The 26354-nt window shown below is 44.1% G+C and carries 32 protein-coding genes; 17 read left to right on the forward strand and 15 right to left on the reverse strand.

All coding sequences use genetic code 11. The features are described from left to right. The first annotated feature begins 111 nt into the window (after window positions 1-111). Window positions 112-630, forward strand: a complete 519-nt coding sequence (gene trpP, locus Q5C82_RS07060; protein ID WP_003224283.1) for a tryptophan transporter TrpP — start codon at window positions 112-114, stop codon at window positions 628-630. A 74-nt stretch (window positions 631-704) separates the two neighbouring features. Here trpP and Q5C82_RS07065 read toward each other — a convergent pair whose 3' ends face one another. Next, complete coding sequence (locus Q5C82_RS07065) at window positions 705-896, reverse strand: hypothetical protein (protein WP_003224281.1); 192 nt, start codon at window positions 894-896, stop codon at window positions 705-707. A 129-nt stretch (window positions 897-1025) separates the two neighbouring features. Here Q5C82_RS07065 and Q5C82_RS07070 point away from each other — a divergent pair, with 129 nt between their 5' ends. Next, a complete protein-coding gene (locus Q5C82_RS07070) occupies window positions 1026-1382 on the forward strand; it encodes a YtxH domain-containing protein (protein WP_003224279.1) in 357 nt (118 codons plus the stop codon). 177 nt (window positions 1383-1559) lie between these two features. Then, window positions 1560-2171: an HTH-type transcriptional regulator Hpr gene (locus Q5C82_RS07075; protein WP_003224277.1), complete on the forward strand. Its 612-nt coding sequence runs from the start codon at window positions 1560-1562 to the stop codon at window positions 2169-2171. Here the strand turns inward: Q5C82_RS07075 and Q5C82_RS07080 are convergent. Beyond that, window positions 2168-2509, reverse strand: coding sequence for a YhaI family protein (locus Q5C82_RS07080; protein ID WP_003224275.1), 342 nt, complete (start codon window positions 2507-2509; stop codon window positions 2168-2170). The genes Q5C82_RS07075 and Q5C82_RS07080 overlap by 4 nt on opposite strands. A 207-nt stretch (window positions 2510-2716) precedes the next feature. Here Q5C82_RS07080 and Q5C82_RS07085 point away from each other — a divergent pair, with 207 nt between their 5' ends. Together Q5C82_RS07085 and Q5C82_RS07090 are read left to right on the forward strand one after the other, a co-directional pair. Then, on the forward strand, window positions 2717-3235 hold the full coding sequence (locus tag Q5C82_RS07085; RefSeq protein ID WP_013307950.1) for a DUF3267 domain-containing protein: 519 nt from the start codon (window positions 2717-2719) through the stop codon (window positions 3233-3235). 107 nt (window positions 3236-3342) lie between these two features. Beyond that, the gene (locus Q5C82_RS07090) at window positions 3343-3525 is read left to right on the forward strand and encodes a hypothetical protein (protein WP_024571667.1); all 183 of its coding nucleotides are present in this window, start codon (window positions 3343-3345) and stop codon (window positions 3523-3525) included. Between the two features lie 52 nt (window positions 3526-3577). Here Q5C82_RS07090 and yhzE2 read toward each other — a convergent pair whose 3' ends face one another. Both yhzE2 and yhzE1 read right to left on the reverse strand, forming a co-directional pair. Then, window positions 3578-3664, reverse strand: coding sequence for a sporulation protein YhzE2 (gene yhzE2, locus Q5C82_RS07095; protein ID WP_003155248.1), 87 nt, complete (start codon window positions 3662-3664; stop codon window positions 3578-3580). Between the two features lie 124 nt (window positions 3665-3788). Continuing rightward, window positions 3789-3875 carry a sporulation protein YhzE1 gene (gene yhzE1 / locus Q5C82_RS07100; RefSeq protein WP_003327753.1) on the reverse strand — a complete coding sequence of 29 codons (87 nt, stop codon included), beginning with the start codon at window positions 3873-3875 and terminating at the stop codon, window positions 3789-3791. Window positions 3876-4034: 159 nt separating this feature from the next. Here yhzE1 and prsA point away from each other — a divergent pair, with 159 nt between their 5' ends. Then, complete coding sequence (prsA, locus tag Q5C82_RS07105) at window positions 4035-4889, forward strand: peptidylprolyl isomerase PrsA (RefSeq protein WP_003224270.1); 855 nt, start codon at window positions 4035-4037, stop codon at window positions 4887-4889. 39 nt (window positions 4890-4928) lie between these two features. Here the strand turns inward: prsA and yhaL are convergent, their stop codons facing one another. From yhaL to Q5C82_RS07135, 6 genes are all read right to left on the reverse strand, one after another. After that, window positions 4929-5141 carry a sporulation protein YhaL gene (gene yhaL, locus Q5C82_RS07110; RefSeq protein WP_003224265.1) on the reverse strand — a complete coding sequence of 71 codons (213 nt, stop codon included), beginning with the start codon at window positions 5139-5141 and terminating at the stop codon, window positions 4929-4931. 126 nt (window positions 5142-5267) lie between these two features. After that, window positions 5268-6212 (reverse strand): 3'-5' exoribonuclease YhaM, encoded by a 945-nt coding sequence (gene yhaM, locus Q5C82_RS07115; RefSeq protein WP_003224263.1) that lies wholly within the window; start codon window positions 6210-6212, stop codon window positions 5268-5270. Between the two features lie 73 nt (window positions 6213-6285). Further along, window positions 6286-9186, reverse strand: coding sequence for an ATP-binding protein (locus Q5C82_RS07120; protein WP_079996535.1), 2901 nt, complete (start codon window positions 9184-9186; stop codon window positions 6286-6288). 4 nt (window positions 9187-9190) lie between these two features. Next, window positions 9191-10417: a DNA repair exonuclease gene (locus Q5C82_RS07125; RefSeq protein WP_032727225.1), complete on the reverse strand. Its 1227-nt coding sequence runs from the start codon at window positions 10415-10417 to the stop codon at window positions 9191-9193. 104 nt (window positions 10418-10521) lie between these two features. Beyond that, on the reverse strand, window positions 10522-11781 hold the full coding sequence (locus Q5C82_RS07130; protein WP_003224257.1) for an ABC transporter permease: 1260 nt from the start codon (window positions 11779-11781) through the stop codon (window positions 10522-10524). Further along, window positions 11774-12670, reverse strand: a complete 897-nt coding sequence (locus Q5C82_RS07135; protein WP_003224255.1) for an ABC transporter ATP-binding protein — start codon at window positions 12668-12670, stop codon at window positions 11774-11776. The genes Q5C82_RS07130 and Q5C82_RS07135 overlap by 8 nt, the downstream gene beginning before the upstream one ends. A gap of 126 nt (window positions 12671-12796) precedes the next feature. On the opposite strand from Q5C82_RS07135, the gene Q5C82_RS07140 reads away from it, so the two are divergent. Further along, window positions 12797-12982 carry a YhzD family protein gene (locus Q5C82_RS07140; RefSeq protein ID WP_003224254.1) on the forward strand — a complete coding sequence of 62 codons (186 nt, stop codon included), beginning with the start codon at window positions 12797-12799 and terminating at the stop codon, window positions 12980-12982. A 20-nt stretch (window positions 12983-13002) separates the two neighbouring features. On the opposite strand, the gene Q5C82_RS07145 is transcribed toward Q5C82_RS07140, so the two are convergent. Beyond that, window positions 13003-13770: an enoyl-CoA hydratase gene (locus tag Q5C82_RS07145; protein WP_003224251.1), complete on the reverse strand. Its 768-nt coding sequence runs from the start codon at window positions 13768-13770 to the stop codon at window positions 13003-13005. 185 nt (window positions 13771-13955) lie between these two features. Here Q5C82_RS07145 and Q5C82_RS07150 point away from each other — a divergent pair, with 185 nt between their 5' ends. From Q5C82_RS07150 to khtU, 3 genes are all read left to right on the forward strand, one after another. Next, window positions 13956-14273 carry a hypothetical protein gene (locus Q5C82_RS07150; RefSeq protein WP_003224249.1) on the forward strand — a complete coding sequence of 106 codons (318 nt, stop codon included), beginning with the start codon at window positions 13956-13958 and terminating at the stop codon, window positions 14271-14273. Window positions 14274-14335: 62 nt separating this feature from the next. Further along, on the forward strand, window positions 14336-14833 hold the full coding sequence (khtT, locus tag Q5C82_RS07155) for a K(+)/H(+) antiporter subunit KhtT (protein WP_003224247.1): 498 nt from the start codon (window positions 14336-14338) through the stop codon (window positions 14831-14833). Between the two features lie 7 nt (window positions 14834-14840). Next, entirely contained in the window at window positions 14841-16058 is a 1218-nt protein-coding gene (gene khtU / locus Q5C82_RS07160; protein ID WP_003224245.1) for a K(+)/H(+) antiporter subunit KhtU, read from the forward strand. Between the two features lie 17 nt (window positions 16059-16075). Here khtU and Q5C82_RS07165 read toward each other — a convergent pair whose 3' ends face one another. Next, window positions 16076-17581 carry a coproporphyrinogen III oxidase gene (locus Q5C82_RS07165; RefSeq protein ID WP_003224243.1) on the reverse strand — a complete coding sequence of 502 codons (1506 nt, stop codon included), beginning with the start codon at window positions 17579-17581 and terminating at the stop codon, window positions 16076-16078. A 112-nt stretch (window positions 17582-17693) separates the two neighbouring features. Next, window positions 17694-18560, reverse strand: a complete 867-nt coding sequence (locus tag Q5C82_RS07170) for a Cof-type HAD-IIB family hydrolase (RefSeq protein WP_003224242.1) — start codon at window positions 18558-18560, stop codon at window positions 17694-17696. Window positions 18561-19043: 483 nt separating this feature from the next. Between Q5C82_RS07170 and Q5C82_RS07175 the strand changes: the two genes are divergently transcribed. After that, window positions 19044-20117 carry a DNA alkylation repair protein gene (locus Q5C82_RS07175; protein ID WP_032727345.1) on the forward strand — a complete coding sequence of 358 codons (1074 nt, stop codon included), beginning with the start codon at window positions 19044-19046 and terminating at the stop codon, window positions 20115-20117. 43 nt (window positions 20118-20160) lie between these two features. Here the strand turns inward: Q5C82_RS07175 and Q5C82_RS07180 are convergent, their stop codons facing one another. Both Q5C82_RS07180 and Q5C82_RS07185 read right to left on the reverse strand, forming a co-directional pair. Beyond that, window positions 20161-20514: a YlbF family regulator gene (locus Q5C82_RS07180; protein ID WP_003224239.1), complete on the reverse strand. Its 354-nt coding sequence runs from the start codon at window positions 20512-20514 to the stop codon at window positions 20161-20163. A 93-nt stretch (window positions 20515-20607) separates the two neighbouring features. Next, window positions 20608-21741: a DUF445 domain-containing protein gene (locus tag Q5C82_RS07185; RefSeq protein ID WP_003224235.1), complete on the reverse strand. Its 1134-nt coding sequence runs from the start codon at window positions 21739-21741 to the stop codon at window positions 20608-20610. A gap of 266 nt (window positions 21742-22007) precedes the next feature. On the opposite strand from Q5C82_RS07185, the gene spaC reads away from it, so the two are divergent. The 6 genes from spaC (at window position 22008) to Q5C82_RS07215 (ending at window position 26325) form a co-directional block, all read left to right on the forward strand. Then, window positions 22008-23099 (forward strand): spore coat associated protein SpaC, encoded by a 1092-nt coding sequence (gene spaC, locus Q5C82_RS07190; RefSeq protein ID WP_003224233.1) that lies wholly within the window; start codon window positions 22008-22010, stop codon window positions 23097-23099. Next, a complete protein-coding gene (locus Q5C82_RS07195) occupies window positions 23089-24450 on the forward strand; it encodes a YheC/YheD family protein (protein ID WP_003224231.1) in 1362 nt (453 codons plus the stop codon). Before spaC ends, Q5C82_RS07195 begins: the two co-directional genes overlap by 11 nt. 154 nt (window positions 24451-24604) lie before the next feature. Continuing rightward, window positions 24605-24823: a YheE family protein gene (locus Q5C82_RS07200; protein ID WP_072566014.1), complete on the forward strand. Its 219-nt coding sequence runs from the start codon at window positions 24605-24607 to the stop codon at window positions 24821-24823. 207 nt (window positions 24824-25030) lie between these two features. Next, on the forward strand, window positions 25031-25234 hold the full coding sequence (gene sspB, locus Q5C82_RS07205) for a beta type acid-soluble spore protein SspB (protein ID WP_003224226.1): 204 nt from the start codon (window positions 25031-25033) through the stop codon (window positions 25232-25234). 306 nt (window positions 25235-25540) lie between these two features. Continuing rightward, on the forward strand, window positions 25541-25666 hold the full coding sequence (locus Q5C82_RS07210; protein ID WP_079996323.1) for a hypothetical protein: 126 nt from the start codon (window positions 25541-25543) through the stop codon (window positions 25664-25666). A 38-nt stretch (window positions 25667-25704) separates the two neighbouring features. Further along, window positions 25705-26325 carry an NAD(P)-dependent oxidoreductase gene (locus tag Q5C82_RS07215; protein WP_003224223.1) on the forward strand — a complete coding sequence of 207 codons (621 nt, stop codon included), beginning with the start codon at window positions 25705-25707 and terminating at the stop codon, window positions 26323-26325. The last annotated feature ends 29 nt before the right edge of the window (window positions 26326-26354 follow it).

Below are 26354 nucleotides of genomic sequence, written 5' to 3' on the forward strand. Positions count from 1 at the left end.
ATGCAAACGATCCGTTTGATATACTGTTTGCATATCACATTCTTAAGCCTTCGCAATAAATGACGAGCATATTATTGGAGGGCAAAAAGCTTAGCAGAGGAGAGCATAGATATGAAAACAAAAGAGTTAGTCATTATGGCTCTGTTTGCCGCAATCGGCGCAGCGCTTCATTCCATTATTCCGCCCTTTTTAGGCGGCATGAAACCAGATATGATGCTGATCATGATGTTCATGGGCATCCTTCTGTTCCCGCGGGTGCAAAACGTACTCGTCATCGGGATTGTGACCGGAATCATCTCCGCGCTTACAACCGCATTTCCAGCCGGACAGATTCCTAACATCATCGATAAACCCGTGTCCGCGTTTCTGTTCTTCATCCTGTTCCTCTTGTTCAGAAAGAGCCAGAAAACAGGTGCAGCCGCTGTGCTGACAGCGATCGGGACCATCTTATCGGGAATTGTATTTTTATCGTCAGCTTTATTGATCGTCGGTTTGCCTGGCGGTTTTGCCGCACTGTTCGCAGCTGTTGTTCTGCCGGCAACTGTGCTGAATACAATTGCAATGATCATAATTTATCCGATTGTCCAAACCATTTTAAGACGTTCGAGCTTTATGGAAGCTGCTAAATAATTGTCACACAAAACCTCTTCCGCTTCCGGGAGAGGTTTTTTTAGAACAGAGAGCCCGCAGCATGTCAGCATGTTTTAAGCGAAGAGTTTTGTGAAAAAGATAAGACATAGTGTAAAGGCGGTTCCGGTTGAACAAACAAGCGCTTTCTGCCGGATGACCCTTTTGGGCGGATAAGAAGCAGCCTGGCTGAGAAGTCTGATATAGTAAACAGCGCCTGAAGCGAAGGCAAGGGTGATGCAGGATAACACAATCATAAAGACAGACAACCTTCTCCCTCCTTTTCACTTAAAAAATATGCTAAAATAAAGCAAGCTATGTATAGAAGTTCAGGCTTTCAACAAAAATGAAATATGCTGAATGAATCCTATTTTCAAGAAAAAGACGGGGTGATTGTAATGGCGGACGGACGTTCCCTATTAACAGGACTATTCGTAGGCGGCATCATCGGAGGAGCAGCAGTTCTTCTTTCTGCACCTTCCTCAGGAAAGCAGCTGCGTGAAAAAATGAAAACCAATTATGATTCTTTCGAAGAAACGATCAAACGCTTAAAATCAGACGGGCTTGCTTTAAAAGACCAGCTGATCAAAGCGGCAAAAGAAAGTACAGATGTCATTAAAGACGTGAGCGGCGAGCTCCAAACGTCAATTAAAAAATGGCAGGAAGAGATCAAGCCTCACCAGCAGGATCTGCAAAAAGAAATCGCTGATATTGAAGAGAAAATCAGACAGCTGGAGAAAACCTTACAAAACTAATATCCTATTCTAAAGAAAAAAATGCGGGCCAAAATTGGACCCGTATTTTTTTTTGCCGAAAAAGCCTCTCACCGCAATGGATTGTGAATTTATTAAAAAATTCTTACATTTTCATCTTTATTAATCTTTATTTTATTGGCATAATAGAGTAAAAGAAAAAGAGAAGCAGGTGACGTAATGAATCGAGTGGAACCGCCCTATGATGTGAAAGAGGCTCTTGTCTTCACCCAGAAAATGGCTCAGCTTAGCAAGGCTCTTTGGAAATCGATCGAGAAGGATTGGCAGCAGTGGCTCAAACCGTATGATCTGAATATTAATGAGCATCATATTTTATGGATTGCGTATCAATTGAATGGAGCTTCCATTTCTGAGATCGCGAAATTCGGGGTCATGCATGTATCAACCGCATTCAACTTTTCAAAAAAGCTGGAAGAACGAGGATATTTAAGGTTCTCCAAACGGCTGAATGATAAACGGAACACATACGTCCAATTGACTGAGGAAGGCACTGAGGTATTCTGGAGCTTGCTTGAGGAATTTGATCCGACACGCAACGCGGTTTTTAAAGGGTCACAGCCTCTATATCATTTATTCGGAAAATTCCCTGAAGTGGCTGAAATGATGTGTATGATACGCCATATCTACGGCGATGATTTTATGGAAATTTTCGAAACGTCACTCACCAATATTGACAATGACTTTGAAAGCGCAAACGGAAAACTGAAGAAAAAAGCAAAGGACAGTGCGGCGGATAAACCGGCAGAAGAGCTCGAACCTGTAAACAGTTAATCAAAGTGCTTCATGATGTCGATAAAGACTTCCATCAGCTCTTGATAAAGCCCCTGCTCATACAGGGCAAAAATCGTTTCATGAACATCTAACTTTTCATTCAGCTGTCCGGCAAAAAGCGCAAGGAGCTTATCGAAGGTTACAAATCCTTGCGCTTTTTGTGTTGCCAGCTCTTCCGACAATTCATCGCATATCCTCATAACTTCTTCCCCTTCTTCTCTGCTCAGCCCTTTATCAATGAGAAGCGCATAGAAGGGGTACCTGTCCATATCTACTGTTTTCACTAATAATTGTATGTAATATTCTAATCGCTTAATGCGATGATCCATCGAATCCATCCACACCACTTCTTTCTATCTTTAATCTTATTTTAGCTGATAATTCACTGAGAAGAAAGTTCTAACCCCATATTTCGCAGTTTGTTTGCTTGTTTCAAAAAAATACCTGCCGGATGATATTTTTTCTTAAAAAAGCATTGATTTTTTCTCTTGGGAGGAGTAAATTATTTTGAGATTCTATTCAAGATGTATGGAAGGATGACTTTGATGAATTGCTGGAAGACCATAAATCTCATGAAGGATTATGGTGCCGTTCGCATAATATTAACTGCTGTATGTTTTATGATTTTGGTTTTTATATCTACCTTTTTAGCATTTGAGCTGCTGCGGCCTGGCACAAGCTTAAGCGATGCATATGTACCTTTATTCGGCGGTTTGCTCGTCGTTATTTTATTTGTACATAAAGTCATCCATGTCCTGCCAATCATCTGCAAAAAAAGAAAAATAGAAAAAAAGTTTTATATACTACGCATGCGCACATGGAAACGAATACCAAAAACAACCATGCTGATTTCACTCGTAAGCCCGTTCTTGCTGATTACGCCTGTACTGTTTTACGCCGCGCTGGCTTTTCCGAATCACGCCCATTATTTCTGCATGATTTCGGGTATTCATGCCGGCTACTGTCTGCCTGACTTCTTGCTGGCTCTCAAGCTGATAAAAGCGCCGAAAGCCGCTTTCATTGATCAGGAAGCAGACGGCTTGGATATTCTTGTTGAAAAGTAGCTAAACCTTGGCGCTAGTGGCGATTTTTCAATTTGTATTCTATCTTTTTTGATAAATATTTGGTAATGTAATATGGGACAGTTCAGAGAGAGGGGGAATCTCCCATCATTTTATTCTATTTTATCGTGGCTGCCGTGTTTATTTTATATTTCATAAACAGGCTCACCAATACATTATGCCTTGTCAGAGAGATTCCTGAAGAGCGGCAAGATAAGGTATTCCGATTTATTAACGTATCTATATTAATTTTACTGATCTCTTCGTTTGTGGAGATCTCCTTTACAGTGTAAATACGAAAGAAAGCATAGCTGCTGATTCAGCAGCTATGCTTTTTTATTTTGATTAGTACAGCCAAGAAGCGCCGATGATAATCAATAAAATAAATAACACAACCAATAAAGCGAATCCGCCTGCAAATACTTCACCCATCTTAAAAAGCACCTCCTGTAAAAAGCTTTATTTACCAATTACATCTTATGCAATTCATGTTTGAAACGATTAGGCGCTAGTGAAAATAAAGGATCGCTTATCTTGCAAGCGATCCCCGGGCTGCTTAGTAGATGTAAGCTGCACCTACGATGATAAGCAAAATGAACAGTACTACAAGCAGCGCGAATCCGTTAGAGTATCCTCCGCTCATGTTACATACCTCCTTTTCTTGATCAATATATAAGTATGCCATCAGCAAAAGTTTGACTAGACGAATGCCCTTTATTTAAAATCTTTTTACAGAAAGCCACAATATGTTATGATACGCATAGGTAATTTAATTTGGAATGATTAGGAGTGTTTGAAAACAATGAAGAAAATCGCAATAGCAGCTATCACTGCTACAAGCATCCTCGCTCTCAGTGCTTGCAGCAGCGGCGACAAAGAAGTCATCGCAAAAACAGACGCAGGCGATGTAACAAAAGGCGAGCTTTACACAAACATGAAGAAAACAGCTGGTGCAAGCGTCCTGACACAGCTGGTGCAAGAAAAAGTATTAGACAAGAAATATAAAGTTACAGATAAAGAAATTGACAACAAGCTAAAAGAATACAAAACACAGCTTGGCGATCAATATACTGCTCTCGAGGAGCAATATGGCAAGGATTACCTTAAAGAGCAAGTAAAATATGAATTGCTGACACAAAAGGCAGCTAAAGATAACATCAAAGTAACAGATGCTGATACTAAAGAGTACTGGGAAGGCTTAAAAGACAAAATCCGTGCAAGCCACATCCTTGTCGCTGATAAAAAAACAGCTGAAGAAGTAGAGAAAAAGCTGAAAAAAGGTGAGAAATTCGAAGACCTTGCGAAAGAATACTCTACAGACAATTCTGCTTCACAAGGCGGGGACCTTGGCTGGTTCGCAAAAGACGGTATGGTGGCTGAATTCAGCAAAGCTGCATTCAAATTAAAAACAGGTGAAGTCAGTGATCCTGTCAAAACACAATACGGCTACCACATTATTAAAAAGACTGAAGAACGCGGCAAATACGATGATATGAAAAAAGAACTGAAATCCGAAGTTCTTGAACAAAAACTAAATGACACCACAGCTGTCCAAGAAGCTGTTCAAAAAGTCATGAAAAAAGCTGACGTTGAAGTGAAGGATAAAGACCTGAAAGACACATTTAACACGTCTTCAACAAGCAGCAGTTCTAAATAATAAAAAAGCTGTGCAGGCTCATTGAGCTGCACAGCTTTTTTATGCGATGGAATGGTTTGGATTTTCTTCATCATGCTGTTGAGAACTGCGGCGCTCTCTCTCCTTTTCCATTCTCTCCATATAAATCTGCCCTTCTTTTTCAATAAAAGACTGGTCTACTTGTTCTTCCTCTTTGGCTGCCGCCACAAGTTTATATGCACTGAAAATGATGCCTACAATACAAAGATACACCCACCATGGAAAAAATAACACGGGCTCCTCCCCCTTTTTGCATAGATTCTTTATTCTTAACCATATGCGGGAATGAGACGAGTTATGAGCGGCAAAAGCGCATAAAAAAGGACTGACCTGAATGTTTCAGCATCAGTCCTTTTACGATTATTTATGAAAAGTCGGTTTATAAAAGGAACGGTTTTCCAGTGCAAATACACGTTCAGTGTATTCACCCGGCTTCACGCGCTCAAGCGCTCTGTCCATCATATTCATTTTTGCATCCAGGTTGTCGATATAGTGTAAAATTTCCGCTTCTTTCACCATCGGCGGTTTCGGGCTGCCCCATTCTGCTTTGCCGTGATGACTCAAAATCAAGTGCTGAAGAATTAACACCTCTTCAGAATCGATTTGAAGCTCCTCAGCCGCTTTTGACAGCTCTGTGACCATAATCGAAATATGGCCGAGCAAATTGCCTTCGACCGTATACGAAGTGGAAACAGGGCCGGACAGCTCTTTGACTTTACCGAGATCATGCAGGATAACGCCGGCATAAAGCAGATCGCGGTCAAGAGACGGATATAAATCTGCAATGGATTTCGCCAGATTCAGCATAGAGACAACATGATACGCTAAACCTGAGACAAACTCATGGTGGTTTTTCGTAGCCGCCGGATAATCCATAAATTCAGTTTCGTGTTTTTTGACTAAAAATCTTGTGATCCGTTGGATATTCGAATTTTTCATTTCAAATATATATTGAGTGATGGTATCCATCATTTCATTTTTCGGAATCGGCGCGGTTTCTAAAAAATCATCAATATTGACGTTTTCATGCTCGCTCACCGGTCTGATATTTCTCAGCTTCAGCTGGTTGCGCCCGCGGTAATGGTGGACATCCCCCACAACCTTCACAATCGTCTGCGGCGCGTAGGTCACTTCATCACTTTGCTTGGCATCCCACAGCTTCGCTTCAATATCACCTGACTGGTCTTGCAGCATCAGCGTTAAAAACGGTTTTCCATTGCTGGCAATCCCTTTCGTCGAGGATTTAATCAATAGATATTGGTCCACCTGTTCGCCAACCTCATGTAGCATAATCCCTTTAGCCATTCTATTAAAGCTCCCTCCGTATCTTACATAATACCAGTATATCACATACCGTTTTACAGCTATAGAACCTCTTTTATGACACCAAATGAATGATTTGGCTGCTTTGAAATGCATCTTTCACATGGGCATGGCATGTAAAATACAAAATCTGCCTTCCGCCTTCAGATAAATCATAAAGAACGTCTAATACACGTTTGAGTCTTTCCTGATCAAAATGAACAAAGCTGTCGTCAAGCTGGAACGGAAGCCCTGACCCATCCTGACGGGTAACGGCCAGAGCAAACCGGATCGCTGTATACAGCTGCTCACACGTCCCTTGTGACAGCTCATCCGCATGATAGACAGTTCCGTCACAATGCATCACCATAATGGAATCATCCGTTTCAGAAAAATAAATCGTCTTGTAGCTACCGTCAGTCAGCGGGCGGAAAAATGCTCCAGCCGTCTCCAGAAGGCGTGGGAGCTCAACTTTTTTATGCCGTTCCAATTTGTTTCGAATCACCCGTTTGATCATTTGGATCGAGGCCCATTTTTTAGCGGTTTCTTTTACACGCTCTTTTTGCATTTCCGTTTGAAGCTTGAGATCTGAGACCAATCCTGAAGCCTCTAATTGTTCCTGTTTGACGAAGAGCAATACGATTTGGCTGCGAAGCTGTTGGATCTCCTCAGCCAGCCGCTCTTTTCTTTCATTCTCAACTAATTGCTTGTTTTTCAATTCAGAAAGCGTATTGGAATCCGCCAGTTTAAGCTCCTCTGGCTGTCCGCCTTCAAGCTGTGCGTTTATGTGATGAAGCTTATTCTCCGTATCCTTCAATTGCCTGTTGATGTCGGCTATGGCGCAAAACTCATTTCTGTCTTTTGCAGCCGCCGCAGCAAATAGCTGTTCGATCTGTACTTCAAAATACTGTATTTCTTGCTCCAGCTCCAGCAGCTGCTCCTTTGTATAATGAATATCTGTTTCAATAGCCTTTTTTTGCTTCGCGATTTCTTTTTCACGTTCAACGTTTTTCCGCAAAGTGTGCAGGGCGTCCGAGATGGAGATGTTCTGACTCTCATTCACAGGATGAAGCATGCTGACGCGTTCTTCGAATGTGCGTCGGTGCTTTTTCAGCCTGCCTGCTTCAATTGTCAGCTCATGCTTTTTCTTCACTTCTTTTTTGACATCCTTCATTAAGCTGTATGCATCAAGCAAAAAAGACGGATCTTCCTTGAATCCGAGCTCCTTCATAAAAGACTCGACCTGTGTAAAGGCCGGGGCCATATCGGCTTCCCACTGTTCAAACTGCTGGATGACTCTTTCATACGCCGCCTCTTTTTGCTGAAGCACTGCCCGCTGTGTGATAAGATGCTGTTTATTGCGGTCATCCTCCCATAATGCTTCTCTATGTGCTTCGGCTTCTGCCGGTGTAATGTTTGTCATTGGCTGTCTCATCCCCCGGCTGTTTCCGGAAGACGGTGTTTTTTTCCCAGACACAAGCCAATATACAATAAGGGCGGCGCCGATACTTATGGCGGGAATCCATTGCTGAAGCAACAGAAAGAGAACGATGAACAACATACCAGCTGCAATGACAACCTTTTTCTGTTTAGCCTGCTGCCTTTCAAAAAACCTCAGCTGCTCTCTCAGCTTCGCTTGCTCCTGATACTGCCCCTGTGCTTCATCATATGCTTTAAGAGCCGCTTCTTTATCTTTTCTTTCGTTGTTTTCAAGGATAGCGGACGAAGCGGCATGAACGACCTTTTCTGCGTCTTCCAGCTCTTGCCGGGCAAGTTCAAATGTCTCATCAAGCTGCCGTTTTCTGTCTCTTGCCTGTACGTATTGCTGCACCGCCTGCTGAAGCTGCCATTCATAGTCATATGACGAGTTCATATTCAGGAGCTCATTTTCATCCGTTTTATTGAGCTGTTCCAGCCCTGCCGCAGCCTGTGCAGATGACTGGCGCAGCTGTGCCTGAATGGCGGCGAGCTGTTCTCCATAGGATTGGTACACATGAAACGCTGCCGAAAGCTCTTGTATCAGCGTTTCTTTTGCCAACATTTCTTTATCCGGATTAAGCTTTTGCATCTGTTTGTCCAGCTCTGCCATCTTCACCCGAAGAGCCTCCAGCTGTGCGGATTTCGGGTGGAGGTGAGATTCATATTTTTCCAGCTGATGCAGTCCGTCAGCCGGAAATTGTCCCGCCTGTTCCGGATATTGTGCCATCGCTTGTTCCAGCACCGCTTTTTCATTTAGCAACGGCTTCAGCTCAATCGCTCCCTCAATCGTTCGGATATGTTCTGCCGCCTCTTTCAATTCGGTTTCTGCGGCTGCAAGACGGGCTTCAAGCGTTCTTTTTTCCTCAAGAAGCTGATGATAGCCCGCTTCCTCTGCTTCAGCCTGTTTCAGCTTTGCTCCCAGTTGCTTGAGCGTTTCCAGTTCCTGATTCAATTGAGGGTTTCGCCCGTTTGGTTTATAGAGCCTTTCGCTTTCCTTTGTCAACTTTGAATCAAGCTTAGATACGGCTTCAGCGCCAAACAAGCTGGAAAACAGCAAAAATTCCCCTATCTTGTCCCGATTAAAGGCGTGAATTTCCTGCAGCCCGAATACATCAAACGAATAAATGGCTTTGTACAGCGCCCTGTCTGTGGTGCCCTGGAACAGCTGCTTTAAAAAATCTCCTTGCTTCACTTCGCCTTTTTCTGTGTACACTCTCAGCTTTTCGGCAGTCCCTTTCGTCCGTTCGATTTTCACAGCCCCATACTCAGGATGTTCAGCTTCAAGAACACCGCCATAGACACCGCCTGTTTTCGGTTCATATTTTTTCGTTTTCGGAAAACCAAACAGCATGCTTTCAATAAATGACATCATCGTCGTTTTTCCTGCCTCATTTAATCCGTAGATTAATTGGACAGGCGAGGCGGAAAAGTGAAAGGTCTGATTGGAAAATTTCCCGTATTGGTAGATATGTAAAGATTTAATTCGCAAAGCTTTCACCGCCTCATATTTCAAGCACCTTAAGCTGTCTTTTCAATAAAATCTGTGCCTGCTCTTTTATTTCCTGTAACTCCTCTTGGCTAAACCGGTCGGCGTGCCTTCTGTACACAGGATGCCGCTCAAGCCCTTCCAGCACATCTGACAGATCGCCGCGGTCAATGTCCGCAAATAAACCGCCAAAAAAAGGATCAAGGTTTGTAAGGTTTGCTTCATTTTCTGTCTCATCGTCCAATGAAAGCGGCCAAACGAATTGTTCCTCCTCAGCCTCTTGCTCCTGAAAGGCTTCGAGAAGCTCATCCAAGGTGCCTTTCGGCGCCTCCAGCAGCCATTCCGGCGCCCGCCCTTGTAATACTAGTCTTACACAAACAGGGCTCCCCTTTATCCGCAGCTTCGAAAACACGTCCTCAACCATTCGGAAAAGGGCGGTCATATTCTTTGCCTCTGTCACATCAACTGTCACTTTTTCCCACAGGACATCATGCGCTTTCTGAAATTCATAAGAAATATCTCCATTAGTCACATGAACGAGATAATAGCCTTTATCTCCCGTCTCCTTCATATGGCGCGCTTGTGTGTTTCCCGGATAGATGACTGCCGGGTGCTCGGCAGAAAGAATCTGGCGTTTATGTATATGGCCAAGCGCCCAATAATCCATTCCGCTTTTCACGAGATCGTCATGCGTAAACGGGCAATACGGATCGTGTCCTTCAGATCCTGATAGCGTGCCATGGAGCATACCGATATGAAACGGCGCGTCAGTCGACCTCCGATAGCGGGCGGCTTGGTTTTCGGTCACGGCTCTGGCCTGATAGCTGAAACCGTAAATGCTTGCTATGCGCCTGCCTTCCTTATAAAACGATTTTTCTTCAGGAACTGCGGACGAAAAAATATGGACATTCTCAGGCCACTCAATCGGCGTCCACTCTCCGCCAAGATGATCGTGGTTCCCAAAGATCACATAAACTGAAATCCCGCATTCTCTCAGTCTTTCAAACTGTTTTTTCAAAAAGAGCTGCGCCTTTAAGCTTCGATTGGCTTCGTCAAACAGGTCCCCCGCCAGCAAAATGAAATCAACGTTTTCTCTCACTGCGGCATCTATCATATGTTTCACGCTTGCAAACGTGCTTTCTTTAATCCGGGCAAAAATCGGTTCCGGCAGATGCGATACCCCGTAAAACGGGCTGTCTAGATGTAGATCTGCCGCATGAATAAAGGTTAGATCAGTCAACAATCTGCTCCTTTCCAGGATGAAGTACCCTTATTTTAGCATCGAATTCTTACGAATGCACGTTCTGTCAATAAAGAAACAGCCTGAGAATCCCCAGGCTGTTTTTATCAGTTTTTCGCTAAACGAAGTGCTTGTTTGATCGCTTTAAACGCGCTTGAATTGCCGTAAATCAACACACCGCCCTTGTAAATTCTGGCGCCGATGACAGCCAGTATGACAATGGTGAGCAGTGTGATTCCGATTCCGGTAGCAGCCTGCCAGAATGGAATATCAAGCATACCGACACGCAAGAACATAATCATTGGTGTAAAAAACGGAATAAACGAAGTTACCGTAATAAATCCTGCATCAGGTGCATTCAAGCCGAACATCGCGATCATAAAACCGGCGACAACCAAAAGCGTCATCGGCGTGATCGTTTGCTGCACGTCCTCTATTCTGCTGACGACACTGCCGAGAAATGCGGCAAGTGTTGCGTATAAAAAGTAGCCAAGCAAAAAGAAAATCACAGCATAGATGACAGTGGTTGCGGAAACGTCGGTCAGATTAAGGAATCCGCCGACAGATGAAGCCGTTTCGCTCGTTTTGTTCAACTTAAGTGACAGAGAGCCGGCTGCTATAATGACAGCAAGCTGTGTGATCCCGACGAGCCCGATGCCAAGCAGCTTTGCAAACATCTGCTGAATCGGCGGCATGCTTGAGATCAGGATTTCCATGACACGCGAGGATTTTTCGGTTGCAACCTCCATCGCAATCATGCTGGCATACATAATCACAGAGAAATAAATGACGAACAGCATAATATAAACAAGCCCTACTGTCTGACCAAGCTCTTCCTCAGACTTCGCTCCCTCTTTCAACGCCTCCTGTCCGACAGTAACAGGCGCATAAAGGCTGCTGATCGTTTCCTGCGAAACGCCGAGCTCCGCCGTTCCGACAGCCGTTTTGGTTTGCGTCAGCGCCTGCTGCAGCGTTTGATACGTGCTTTCATCTGAAATCGTTAACGCTTTATATGTTCCTGATATGGTCCCTTTTTCATCGCGTTTGATGATGAGCATGCCATCAAGCGTTTCATCTTTGACTTGCTTTGTGGCCTCATCCTCCGATAGCTTTGATTGCTTCACATCAAGATCACCGTTTGTATCCACCGCTTTCAGCTGCTTCGAGAAAATCGGATATAATTCGTTTGTTTCATCAACAACGGCGATTTTTTCTTTCGCATCATCACCTTGAAACAAAGAAATGATCGACTCCAGATTCGTTACAACTAAAACAAGCAGTACTGTGATGACAGTCGAAATAATAAAAGATTTAGCCATAATCTTATTTTTGTATGTATGAGAGAGCATGATCCAAAATTTATTCATAGACGGCCCCCACCTTTTCTATAAAAATATCATGCAGTGACGGCTCTTCTAGCTCAAACTTTCTGATAAACCCTTTTCCTTGAAGCATAGCAAAGATCTCTTGAGAAATGTCTTCATTAGCGATCTGCAGCTTGACGCCTCCGGCCGTTTCCTTCCATTGGAGAATGCCTTCATGAGACTGCAAAAAACGCAGATCATCATCGGAGTGAATGGTGACATTCTTTTTGCCGAAAGAACGCTTTATCTCCTTCAGCTTGCCTTGCACAACCGGCTTTCCTTTCTGCAGTATGCAAAGGTTCTCACATAGCTCCTCCACATGCTCCATCCGATGGCTAGAAAATAAAATAGAAACGCCGCTGTTTTTCAAAGAAATCACAGCCTCTTTTAACAGCTCAACATTGACAGGGTCAAGGCCGCTAAATGGTTCATCAAGAATCAGCAGCTCCGGCTTATGCAAAACAGCCGAAATGAATTGGATTTTCTGCTGATTTCCCTTCGAAAGCTCTTCTACCTTCTTATTCTCATAATCTGTTATATTGAAGCGTTCAAGCCATATGCCGAGCTCTTTTACAGCCTCCCGCTTCTCCATCCCTTTTAATCTGGCAAGATAGACGAGCTGATCCTTTACCTTCATTTTCGGATAAAGTCCCCGCTCTTCCGGCAAATAACCGATTTTGCTGCTGATATTATAATTCACAGGACGGCTCTTCCAGCTGATTGAACCCTCCGTAATGCTTAATAAGCCAAGGATCATGCGAAACGTCGTCGTTTTTCCCGCTCCGTTTGCGCCTAAAAGACCGAACATTTGCTGTTCCGGAATGTCTAAGTCCAATCCGTCAACAGCTTTAAAATCTCCAAATGTCTTCGTTACGTGATCAATCTTAAGCACCGAATCTCCTCCTTCCCTGACCCATTATATACTAATTTTGGAGGAAACATAATAAAGGATTTTGATTTCCTTTTTAGAATATAAATGAAGAAGACTGATAAACCTTGAAAATGGAGGGGAAACCTGATGGCTGATTATTTCCTTACAGCTTTTGATCCTTCGGGGAAAACACTGGTAAACGAGCGATTCGAGGCGAAAAATGAAGAAGCGGCAAAAACGCATGGTAAAGCCCTCTTAAAAGAAAAAGAGCTTCACAGTCATACCCATCGTTTAGTCAATGCGGCCGGAAAGCTGATTTTGTTTCACAGATGATCAGCTTTCCGGCTGATCTGTTACACTTGGAACTTCGGCTCCCGTTTTTCTAAAAAGGCACGGATTCCTTCTTGGTGATCCTTGGTCCTTCTCATTTTCTCTTGGGCGCTGCGCTCAAGAGAAAGCACCTTTTTCAGTTCTTCAAGCTGGAGGCTCTGAAAGATGGCTTTCGTTTCGATCATCGCCAAAAGAGGTGAGGCCAAAAGGGTTTCGATAAAGGGTCTTGCGCCTTCCGCAGGGCCTCCGGCAAATGTCCCGTCAAGGAGCCCCATATCGGCGGCTTCCGCGGCGGAAAGTTTTTTCCCGCTCCAAATCAGCTTTTTCGCCTTCGCTTCCCCAATTCTTTTCTTCAGCAAATAATGCCCTCCGCCGTCCGGAACAAGGCCAATGCCGATAAAATTCATCGCGAGAACGGCGTTTTTTTCTGCGAGCACAATGTCAGCGCAAAGCGCCAAACTCAGACCCAGTCCCGCGGCAGCGCCGTGAATAGCTGCAATTGTTACTTTCTTCATCTGATATAACGTCAGAGTGACAGCCTCAATCGTATCCATCAGCTGCTTAAATTGATCAGGGTCATGCTCTGATGTCATCATCCGGATATCTCCGCCGGCCGAAAAGCCTTTCCCGGTTCCTCTCAGAAGAACGATGAGCGCCTCGCTTGCAGCCGCCTTTTCAACCGCTAGCTTCAGTTCAGACAGCATCTGTTCATTCAAGGCGTGGTGGGCATCAGGGCGATTCAAGATAATCTCGGCAACGGCTCCATTCACTTCATACTGAATAAATTCCATATGAAACACCTCCATGTATGCGCTTGCTTTTTTTCTTTCACATATACATTCCCTTCCATCCTCAAATAAACCTTTTTATTTTTCAAGGTCAATAGATACTGAAAAATGCATATTGTTTGAGTGGGAACATAAAGTTTTATATAGTGAAAGAAGGGATATTAGGATGAGAAAGGAGGAAAGGAAACATGGATAAATTGCTGATCAGTTTTCTATTAAGTTTATTTGTGGTGTACTTTCCCCCTTCGGACGTGGTTCTGCCTTCACAGCTTGAAGCAAGCACTGACAGCTATGTGCCTATGTCCTCATATCCGCAGGAAGCACAATCAGCCAAAATTCCGTCGCCGAGCAGCCTGTACCCCGCAGAGCTGATCAAAGAGTACAGCCCGCTGGCGCAGTCTGTCAGGCGCCTATCTGTCAAGCCCCTTGACGAACCGCTGATGAACAGGCTGGAAAAGGTTTGTGCCGTCCCTGTCAAATACCAGTCTAATTACCTCCGAATATAAATGCTCAAGCTTTATTTGCAACTCACCCCATTTGGCCAACACTACATTCGGAGGGATTTTCATTGAATATTAAAGAAAACGATCTGCCGGGCATCGGCAAAAAATTCGAAATCGAAACGAGAAGTCATGAAAAAATGACGATCATCATTCATGATGACGGAAGAAGAGAAATATACCGGTTTAATGACCGGGACCCGGATGAGCTCCTTTCCAATATCTCATTGGATGATTCTGAAGCAAGGCAAATTGCCGCTATTCTAGGTGGCATGGTCTATAAACCGCAAGCACTGGAGTCCATTGAAATGGCCTTCAGCGATCTCATTATTGAATGGTTTAAGGTCGAAAAAGACGCCAAATCGATCGGGCGCACACTTGGGGAACTTGATGTCCGCCAGAACTACGATGTCACTGTAATCGCCATCATCAAGCACAGCCAGGAAAAGCTTTTAAATCCCGGAGCCGATTCGGTTATTGAAGAAAATGACACACTTGTCCTCTCAGGTGAAAGAAAGCATCTGAAGAAACTGATTCACGATTTTCTTTCTGGAGAGGGCGTGTGAACGGCCGATGGATCATCTCGTATTTGAAGTCGGTACAGCACTTGTGCTTGTCGCGATTGCCAGTGTAATCGCCAATAAGATTAAATTTTCGATTATTCCGTTTCTGATTGTGCTGGGCATGCTGGTTGGACCGCACGCGCCGAAAGCGGGCATTATTGACCTAACATTTATAGAAAGCAGTGAAATCATCGAGTTTTTCGGGCGAATGGGCGTACTGTTCCTCCTCTTTTATCTCGGACTCGAATTCTCCGTCGGGAAGTTGATCAAATCCGGAAAATCAATCGCGGTCGGCGGAACGATTTATATCTTGATTAATTTCAGCCTCGGGCTGCTTTACGGGTTTATTACCGGTTTTTCCTTTCTGGAAGTCCTCGTCCTCGCAGGGGTCATCACAATCTCGTCAAGTGCGATTGTCGCAAAAGTGCTCGTTGATTTAAAAAGAACCGCCAATCCGGAAACCGAGCTGATTCTCGGCATCATTATGTTTGAAGATATTTTCCTTGCCGTGTATTTGTCCGTTGTTTCCGGCCTTGTGTTAGGTGATGCGACATCAGTCGGAAGTGCACTCTTGTCCATTTTGATCGCCTTCGGTTATATGCTGCTGTTTTTTATCGCAGCAAGAAAGCTCCCGCCGCTGTTGAATAAACTGTTGGACATTCGCTCAAACGAAGTGTTTATTATCGTCATTTTCGCCGCGCTCTTTTTTATCGCCGGGTTTTCAGAGACGATCCATGTAGCGGAAGCGATCGGCGCGCTGCTGCTTGGGTTGGTTTTTTCTGAAACAGAGCATTCCGATAGGATTGAGCACCTTGTCGTTCCGTTTCGCGACTTCTTCGGCGCGATGTTCTTTTTCAGCTTCGGCCTCAGCATCGATCCGTTTTCACTCGGCGAAGCGGTCTGGCTTGCGTTGGGAGCAGTGATTCTGACCATTCTCGGAAACTTTATTGCCGGAATGGCGGCAGGACGACGCGCAGGGCTTTCTCATAAGGCTTCATCGAATATCGGACTGACGATCGTATCACGGGGTGAGTTTTCGATTATCGTTGCGAACCTCGGGATAGCCGGCGGCCTGTCAGCCACATTAAAGCCGTTTGCCGCATTATATGTCCTCATTCTGGCGATTTTGGGACCGCTTTTAACAAAGGAATCAAAACGAATTTACCGCTTGCTGAACAAGGTATTTAAATGGAAGCCTGATGTTCAGCCTACAAGAAAACAGGGATAAAAAAAGCAGCACTGTGATCAGTGCTGCTTTGTCGTTTTCTCAAAAATCTGCTCTAAATATTTAATTTTTTCGTCCGTATAGTGCTCAAAGCGCTCATTGTACGATTTCGGATCTTTCGGATTGGCAAAGTGCGTGATTTTCCCTGTATCCCGGTCAATAAATTTACTTGCAGCGCCGCAGCCGATGCCGATAATCGTCTGCACCTCTTCCATAATCATGATGTTGTAGATGCTTTCTTGTCCCGGCAAAGAGTATCCGACGTTTTCAAGGTTTCCAAGAATGTTTTTCTGGCGGTATAAATAATAAGGCGCGTACCCATGCTCTTTCGTCCAGGCTACCGCGTCATCCATCATTTGAGAAACCTCTTCCCTGCCGGCGACTTTGTACTTATGCTTGTTTCTCGTCATTTCTGACGCCCGTTTAAAGGAAAGCGTATGAACCGTAAGAGATTCCGGCATCAGCTTTTCCGTTTCTGAAAGGCTGTGTCTGAATTCCTTCACGCCTTCCCCAGGCAAACCGATAATCAAGTCCATGTTAATATTATTCATGCCATGTCGGCGTGACAGATGATACTTCTCAATGGTCTCTTCAACCGTATGGTGCCGCCCGATCGCCTTTAGCGTTTCGTTTTCATATGATTGCGGATTGATGCTGATTCGGTCAATGTCATATTTGTTTAAAACGGCGAGTTTTTCTTCTGTAATCGTGTCAGGGCGTCCGGCCTCCACCGTTATCTCACGAATGTTTTTTACATCCGGGAAGGAGCGGACCATTTCTTCATACAGCAGATCCATTTCCTCCGCAGTAATGCTTGTAGGTGTCCCGCCGCCAAAGTAAATGGTCGTAACCTTAACATCATGCTCCTTCAGCCATTCGCCGATTTTCTGCATTTCGTAATGCAGCCCCCATAAGAATGAGCCAACTCTGCCCGCCTGCCCTTGAATGGCGTACGCAGGGAATGTGCAATATGCGCACTTTGTCGGACAGAACGGAATGCCGATATAAATGCTGACTTCATCCTTTACTTGATACAAATCCGGCACTGCCGCCAGCTGCCGGTCAACAATTTCCTGCATTAACTCGATTTTCTCATCATGAATTAAATAGTCTTTTTTCAATTCAGTGTGAGCTTGCGCCTTCGGCATTCCGCTTTGCAGCTTTTTATGAAGCAGCTTTGTGGGCCGGATGCCTGTCAGGATTCCCCACTTTTGCGTGATGCCCGTATGCGCCTGAAGAAGATTGAGATACACATAAGAAATCGTGTTTTTCACTTGCTTAAAGGCTTCTTTTTCATTCATGCCGGGAGAAAAAGATTTTGTATGCCGCTCCTTTATGACAGTTCCCTTCACTTCTCCCGAAACCGTCACATGCTCATCCGTTTGTAAGCAATCTAAAGAAATGACAAAATCTGCGGGCTCCTCTCCGCCGTACATAAGCTCGCACTCTTCATAAAACAAATTTGCAATATTTTGCAGAGGCCGATGCAGGCGGTCATCATGTATGCCTTCTATTTTAATTTGCAACTTCATCACCTAATTTATCAGATTCAAAACTTTCTTTAGTGTACAGAAATAAACCGTTAAAATCAATCCGGCAAAAAAGCCGCCGCACCTATCAGGGCGCGAACGGCTTTTTTTACACACGTTTCATGTGGAACTTATCAAGAAATCCTTTTCGCTGCTGCATTCGAAAATATTCCTTCATCATGTAGGCAACACCTTGCTCGTCATTGGACCTTGTGACCCAATCTGCCTTTCTCTTGATCTCCGGAGCGGCGTTCCCCATCGCTACCCCAAGACCGGCAAGTTCAATCATCGGGAGGTCGTCATACTGATGCCCGATGGCCACGACATCATCCATAGTCAGGCCCAGCTCTGAAGCGACGAGGGCCAGACCCGCTTCCTTGGAGACACCTTTCGGGACGATATTCAGCTTCTCATCGTTTACACGAATAACATCAACCGCAGGGAAGGCTTTCGTAATCGTTTCTGTGATGTCATGCTGAATGTCGTGCTCCGTATACACTTCGATGACAGGTGCACTCACCGGCTCATCCATGAGAAGATCGCTTAATGATTCAACGAACTGGACTGGATAAAAGATCGGATCAGACGGATGAATGAGTGCTTTCCCCAATAAATTTGAATTCACCTTTTTCTTGTTTCCAATAGAATACTTCTCGTGAAGAAGCCGAATATTGCATTGATAGCTCTCCAGCACTTGAACAATGTTAAAGGTGTGATCGTCAGAAATTCTTTTTTCAAAAAACGGGGCGTCTATTTTCTCAGCGATGTATGCCCCGCTGTGGGTAATTAGCTTGACATCAAGCTTTAGTGATTTCGCTATTTTTTGTGCTGAACGAAAATGCCGATTGGTCACGAGAGTAACGTAAATCCCTTTTTTCTTTACATATTCAATCGCGTCCTTCGTTGCCTGATGAATCTTCCCGTTCGACCGTAGCAGCGCTCCATCTATATTTAAGGCAAGCAATTGTTTTGACACAGAGATGTCCCCCTCCTTGATGACTGTACTTGTGTATAGGATATGACCCTGTCTCTGTGTTTAGAACAACCTTTTCTGGAAAGCAAAAAAAGCCTGACTCAGCAGACTTTATGTATGGCATGATGATAGGATACGATCGAAGCAGCCATTCTCCCTAATATCGTTATTTCGATTTACGAAAAATCATGTATCAGGAACCCCTTGTTTGACCGATGATGCGCTCCGAACACTTACTCTCTGTTGCTTATCCCCTCTATATAACGGCATGATATGCGACCGTATCCAATTGAAATCTTGTAAGTGTAGGCGCTTTCAATGCCATTATCTCAGTTTTTCTTGCTGATGACAAGGGTTTTTTTAACTAAAAAAAGTATCCAAATGGTGTATACTAAGGTAGGAGTTGTTGTTAATTTTTGGGAGCGACTTGATGGAGAACATACATTCTCATATAATATAAATAATAAACGAAAAAGCGGTGATCAGATGGCTGATTTAAAAGAAATATACAATGAAAAACTGATATCTCGATTGATACACCATATAAAGGCATCTTGTCCTGATTTTAATCAAGACAGCTTCGAGGAACAATTGCTGCAGGAAGACTGGCCTGAACTCGCTTTAAAAGAGCGGATGCGCCGCATTACAGTTTCCTTATACGAAACACTGCCAAAACGTTACAATGAAGCGCTCGCAATTTTACGGGATGCGGCCCCTCATTTTAAAGGACTCAGCGGAATTCTATTCCCTGATTATGTGGAACAGTACGGGTTAGCGCATTGGGAGGAATCAATAAAGGCATTGGAATACTTTACACAATATTCTACCTCAGAATTTGCTGTAAGACCTTTTTTGCTTTTAGACCAAGAAAAAATGATTGCACAATTGCTTAAATGGTCCGAGCATGAAAATGAACACGTGAGAAGACTTGCGAGTGAAGGAAGCAGACCCCGCCTGCCATGGGGAAAATCGATACCCGCTTTGAAATTGGACCCTTCCCCTGTCCTGCCAATCCTTGAGAAGCTGATGCAGGACGAATCCTTGTATGTAAGGAAAAGCGTGGCCAACAACCTTAATGATATATCAAAAACGCACCCTCATTTGCTGAGAAAAATCGCAGACCAATGGTATGGAACACATTCTGATACCGATTGGATCATCAAACACGCCTATCGGACCTTATTAAAAAAGGGTGATAAACAGGCCTTAGCGCTTTTCGGTTATGAAAATGCTGATTCGATACAATTACATGATTTAACATGTCAATCCAGCCGTATAGCCATTGGCAAAAGCCTTGAATTTTCTTTCTTTATTCATTCAGACAGGGATCAAAAAGTAAGAATTGAGTACGCAATTGATTTTGTAAAAGCAAGGGGTCAGCGTCATCAAAAAGTATTTAAAATAACAGAAACAAATATAAGAAAAAACGAAACGAAGTCGTACACAAAAATTCAATCCTTTAAGGATCTAACTACCAGAAAGCATTACAAAGGAATTCATACATTATCAGTGATTATCAATGGAGAGGTAAAAGATTCATTGGATTTCCAAGTTTGTTGAATAAATAAAAAATCCCTTCTTTTCCAAGAAGGGATTTTGCTGATTAACCTTCGACACTGCCGTAAAGCTCTTCTAAAGGCTTCATAATGATTTTGTTCAATTCGCCGATCAGCATGCTCATGCGCTGCTCCGCTTCCATCAGCTGAGAAATTTTTTCGTGCTGCTGTACAAGCGCAACTGTTTTTTGAGCCTGAGTCACTTCTTCTTGTGTAATTTCTTCTCCTGCCATTTGTTTTTGCTGGAGTCTAAGCTGCACATCACGGAAGTTTTCGAACATGCGCTTCGCTGATTCATCTGCATTTACTTCATCGTAAAGGTTTTTTAAACGGGTGAACTCTTCGCTCCCGCGTAATGCATTTTCCAGATCATATGCTACATCATAAAAATTAACAGCCATTGTGAATAGCTCCTTTCATCATTGCCGTTTAGACATACCACTCCACTATAACAGACTATGGAGCTCCTTTCATTATTCAAGAACCATTTCTTCTTAAAAAAGGGTGACAAACAACGCTTGAACTGCACCTATGATTCCGCCGAGAAGGCCTCCCAAATAGGTAATCATTTTAAATTCTTTTTTTGAAATGGACAGCACCATTTCTTCAAGCCGCTGCACCGGGAACTGATCCACCTGCTCCTTGACGATTTCCTCAAGGCGCATCCGTTTTAAGACACTTTCAAGATTAGCCGAAACCCCTTCAAGTAATTTGTCTAACAGTGCCGGCAGCATTTGCTCGGTCAGCTCAGATTCATAGCGGACGGTGAGTGTGCCAATTGTATTGTCGAAGAAAGGAGCAGTCGAAAATGTTTGCAGCACTCTTCGTTTCAGGCTGAAAATGAGCGCTTTTGCATTCCATTTTTCGTCTGCTTCATAAAAAGTATACTCCCTCAGCTTGCCCCATTCGTTTTTCAAAAGATCAGAAAGCAGTTTATTTGTTTCCTCATTCCGCAAAAACTTCAGCAGCTCCGGCAGTACGCGGTCCGCAAGGCTTGTATTACCCAGAAACATTTGTACCATGCTTCCAAGCATGCCGCGTTCTTTTAAAAAGCCATCAATCATATTGCCGAGACGGATTTTTCCTTCATCACTTTCAAAATAACTTGCACTGCGTGACAATATATACCCTGAAATCATCGGAATCTTTTCCTCAAGCTTATCCTGCACTTCCAAAGGCACCAGGTCTTTTAACGATTGGTGCTCGTATTGACGGAAAAGCTCATTCAGTTTATCATCCGTCCAGCGGCTGATCCATGTGTCTGCCGCTTCATCAGGACGCTTCACCCCGGCTTTTTCAAGCGCTTCTTTCACTGTCATTTCAGAAAGTGACAGCTTTTGAATCAGCTGTTTCCCGACTTGAAGAGCCTGCGTTTTGGCTGCATCAGAAACGAGCCGCTTTTTAATGCCCTCAGCGGTTAAGAGATGATTGACTACCATCAGTCCCATTTGTTTTGCAAGTTCATCCCGTCGTCTCGGAATCAGCCCGGGGGTAAAAGGGACTCGTTTTCCAAACAAGTAGTACGCCTTATAGGGCCTAAATAGCATTTGAATTGCTAAATGATTGGTCACCGCGCCAATAGCAGCGCCGATCACGATCATAAAAATAAAGGTTCCTGCAATACCCATTCCTATTCATCTTCCTCCATCTGTCATTCAGCTTTTTTTATATAGATGATGTACCTATTCGTATTATAGAGGCTCATGCAATCACTTAGCAAACGAGGAGACAAATTCCTGTTGTCAGAAAATCAGCTTGTTCTTTTGGAATAGGGCAAGGTGAAGAATCGTAATCTGTAAAGTAGAATACCGTCAGCTGCGTTCATCCTGAATGTATTTAGCGTAAAGCTGCTGACACCCGCCGGCAGCTTTTGAATAAAAGGGGGAGTCTCACCATGATAACACTCGGTTTTATGTCCTTATCCCGCCAGCATGAAGCGGACTATTCTGCAGAGTTGGCCAAGAGAGCACCCGAATTTGGCATACGTTTCATCCGGTTTACACCGTTTGATATTTCTCCTGACACCCTGCGTGTCAAAGCATCGGTTTATCATTCGGCCAGCAGTACATGGAACGAAACCGAAATGGCGATTCCAGATTATATTTATGACCGCTGTTTTTACGGCAAGGATTCACAATCCCAAAAAGCAAAACCTATCGTTGAGTGGCTCAAAAAATATCCAAAAACGGAATTTATCGGGCGCGGCCTTCCCGATAAGTGGACCGTCCTTCATGATCTGCAGCAGCATCCTGTGATCAATCCTTATATTCCGGAAACGATGAAGGTGAGCCGTTATGATCAAATTCACTCCTTCTTATCCAAAGAAAAAGCCTGCATCTTAAAACCAGCATTCGGCGCAGGAGGCAGAGGCGTGATTCTTTTGGAGCTGGGCAAGAAAAACATAACCGCTACGTATCACATCGGAAAAGATAAGCAGACAAAAACCTTTTCCAACCAGGCTTCTTTTAAAACATGGTGCAAAAAAGTGCTTCAGCATCAATATTTGCTTCAGCCTTATTTAAATATTCAAGATAAGGAACAATATCCGTGTGATATCCGCCTGTTCATGGAAAAAAACGAAGCAGGTGAATGGAATACAGTTGGAAAGGCAGTGAGACGCGGATACAAACACGGGCTGCTGGCCAACTTGTCTGGCGGATCTGATGCGCTGACATTTGATTCTTGGTTTGAAGATATACCGAAAAAACAACAAGTGGTCTTACTTGATGACGTGTTCTCGATTACACAATCGGTTCCGTATTATCTTGACGAGCGCTACGGGCCGCTGTTTGAACTCGGGCTTGATATATGCCTTGCGAAGGACGGGAGAATTTGGATCTTGGATATCAATTCCAAGCCGGGCAGAAAGTCAATCCTGCGTGTTTCACCCGAGCAAAAAGAACACCTGTACACTTGTCCCCTAAAGCGCTGCCAATATCTGTTTTCTGAGCAAAGCCAGAAAGGAGTTCTTCCGCGTGAATCGTAAACGGTTTTTGATCGGCATAGACAAAAACAGTGAAAATACCCTGTTTCTGCCTTCTTCGCTGAAACGAGACGGACTCTTGCATGCCGCGTTCGGGACGAAGGTTGTCAGATGCCACGTTTCTTACAGACAGCATCTAGACCAAACCGTGCTTCTCTCTGAAAATCTATATCATGAGCTGTTGCTTCCCCACCGAAGCAGGGCTGACATTTTGATTCATGATCATACGGTGCATATCGGGCCGTTAATCGGCATCTTTACGGCGGGATTTACCGTATCTCTTGAACGACCTTTTAAGGATCGTTCCCTCTTTTTTTCTAAGCTCGTCACGTTACACGAGCAAGCCGGAGGCTACTGCTTCGTTTTTGGCGCGCACCAAATCAATTGGGAGGAAGGCACGATTGAGGGGCTCCTCTACAGAGAAAACGGCTGGGAGAAAAAAATCGTCCCCCTGCCGAACGTCGTTTATGACCGTTTGCCCAACCGAAAAATTGAAGATTCGCTTCTCTTGCAACATACAAAAAAGAGACTAATCGATGAATATCAAATTCCATGGTTTAATAAAACGTTTTTTAATAAATGGAGCGTTCATCAACTGCTCGAACAAGATCCGAGAACAGCCCCTTTCTTGCCGAAATCCGAGCTGACACCATCTGAGAAACGGATTGATGAGCTCTGTGCTGCATACAAAAAAGTTTATATCAAACCGGCTAACGGAGCACTCGGCACCGGCATTTATCAGCTGACAAAAACAGACAACGGCCTGACGGTGAAACATACGAATGACGCCAAAACGTTTTCTTCAATCGATTATTCCGATGCCGCCGCATTTCTGGCAGCCTTTCAAAAACAGCACGACCCGTCTGACTTTCTCATTCAGCAAGGTGTCGATCTAATCGAATTTCAAGGCAAACCAGCGGATTTTCGTGTCCATACGAATAAAAACAGAATAGGGAAATGGACGGTGACAGCAATAGCCGTCAAGATTTCCGGAGAAAACAGCATTACAACACATCTTTCTAATGGCGGAATCGTAAAAACACTTGCAGAAGTATACGATGATCCCGCTGAAAGAATTGAGGTCATTAAAAAGCTTTCTGCTGCGGCACTGACGGCAAGTCATGTGCTTCATGATCATATCGAGGGGTTTATCGGGGAGATCGGTTTCGATTTTGGCATTGATCAGAACGGTAAGGTATGGATGTTTGAAGCAAATTCACGCCCGGGCCGCAGTATCTTTTCTCATCCGAATTTGCATCATGTTGATTCTCTGACAAAACGAAGAAGCTTTGAATACGCGTCATATCTATCCGAGAAGGCGATCACCTCCCATGATGCGCTGTGGCCTTCATAATCTGCCCCGCTTTTTTTTGATAAAGCGGGCTTTATTTTTGTCAAAATATAGGACAAACTGCATCACAAAGAACTCTTCAATGATGTTTTGAAACAGTGGTACAATGAACATGATTCGTTCGTATTCAGGTCAATTGATATCAATTTTAAGGAGCGTGGCCGTAATGATTTCTCATTTCAGCTGGAAACCTTTGTTCCAAAAAGAAAAGCTGCCTGGATGGAGAATTTCGTTTTATTATAAAGGAACCCATTATGAAGGCATCTATCATAAAAGCGGTGAGATTGAATGGGGAGATTTGTTTCCCGCCCGCGCTGACGAGCCTGCTCTTACAAACGAGATACATGAACTGATGCTTTTTCATATTTATGACTAGCTTAGCCGTTCAGGCTAAGCTTTTTTATGCCTTCTCAAGATTTACCACTCAATTCTCCGCATGAGTTTCCGGCCATTTTAACATAATACTAGTAACAAGCCGGCAAGCATTGGGTTACGCCGAGCGGCAGTGACACCCGAGACGGGTCCACAGACTGGTGCAACTCCAGTTAACCCAACCATACTATACAAAAAGGAGATTTTACACATGGCTAACCAAAACTCTTCAAATGACTTACTAGTTCCTGGCGCAGCTCAGGCTATCGATCAAATGAAACTTGAAATCGCTTCTGAATTCGGCGTTAACCTTGGAGCGGAAACAACTTCCCGCGCTAACGGTTCTGTCGGAGGAGAAATCACAAAACGTTTAGTATCTTTCGCTCAGCAGCAAATGGGCGGCAGAGTTCAATAACAATTCAATATATGGCTTTAGAGGGCGCGGTTTCCCGCGCTCTCTTAGATTATTGACAAGATCCTAAAACTGTTTATAGTTTTAGGATCTTGTCATCTTTTCAGCGTGATTGAAAACCCTTGAAGTCTAGGAAATGCGAGCATCGGAGCACAGCGAATGTTGAAATTCGTGAGCACCGAAGCACAGCCTTGACAACGAATGCGAGGGTTTGTCGACACGCTGAGGGCGCGGTTTCCGCGCTCTCTTTATATTTGTCACCCTTTTTTCCCACTCCACATATCCTAGAAAAAAAGGGAGGGAATAAGGGTGGCATTCATCGCCTTTGTAAATTGGGAGCTGGTTCAGTTCGTAAGTATATCCATGATTCATGAATATGTTTCCCATCGTTCTGTCTATTTGTCCAGGTATTCTTTCCCCCGCTGTTCAAACTGAGAACATCCTTTTATAATGAGGGGCGAGGAGGTTATTTGATGAAAATCGCTTTATTTGGTGCCAGCGGCCGCGTCGGACAAGCCTTTTTAAAACAAGCTGCCGCAGATGAACAGTTTGACATTTACGCTCTGGTCAGATCTCAACATGCTGAGCTTCCCCTTCCAAAAGACCGAATCGTCATGGGGAACGCGCGCCGCCGGGAAGATGTAAAAAAAGTTGTGAAGGATGCTGGAATCGTGATCAGTTGTCTCGGCACAGATGGTAATGATACCCTGTCCGCAGCTATGGCAAATATAATCGCCTTTATGAGAGAACAGCATATCAAACGGCTGATTACGATCGGTACCGCAGGCATTCTTAATTCCCGATATGAACCGGGAAAATATCGGTTTGAAACAAATGAATCGAAACGAAAGCTAACCCGCGCAGCCAAGGAGCATGCAAAAGTATACGAAATGCTAAAAGATTCCTCGTTAGACTGGACAATTATCTGTCCCACTTACCTCCCGGACGGAACAGCAACCGGCATTTATCGTACAGAGCGTGACGTTTTGCCGGAGGGCGGCACGAGCATTACGGTCGGCGACACTGCTGATTTTCTACATCGTGAGCTTGTTACAGGAGAGTATGTCGGATACCGTGCCGGACTGGCTTATTAACTACATAAAAAACCCAAAACACGATTGTT

The sequence above is a fragment of the uncultured Bacillus sp. genome (assembly GCF_958411575.1).
In the GTDB taxonomy this organism is placed as follows: Bacteria; Bacillota; Bacilli; order Bacillales; family Bacillaceae; genus Bacillus; species Bacillus spizizenii.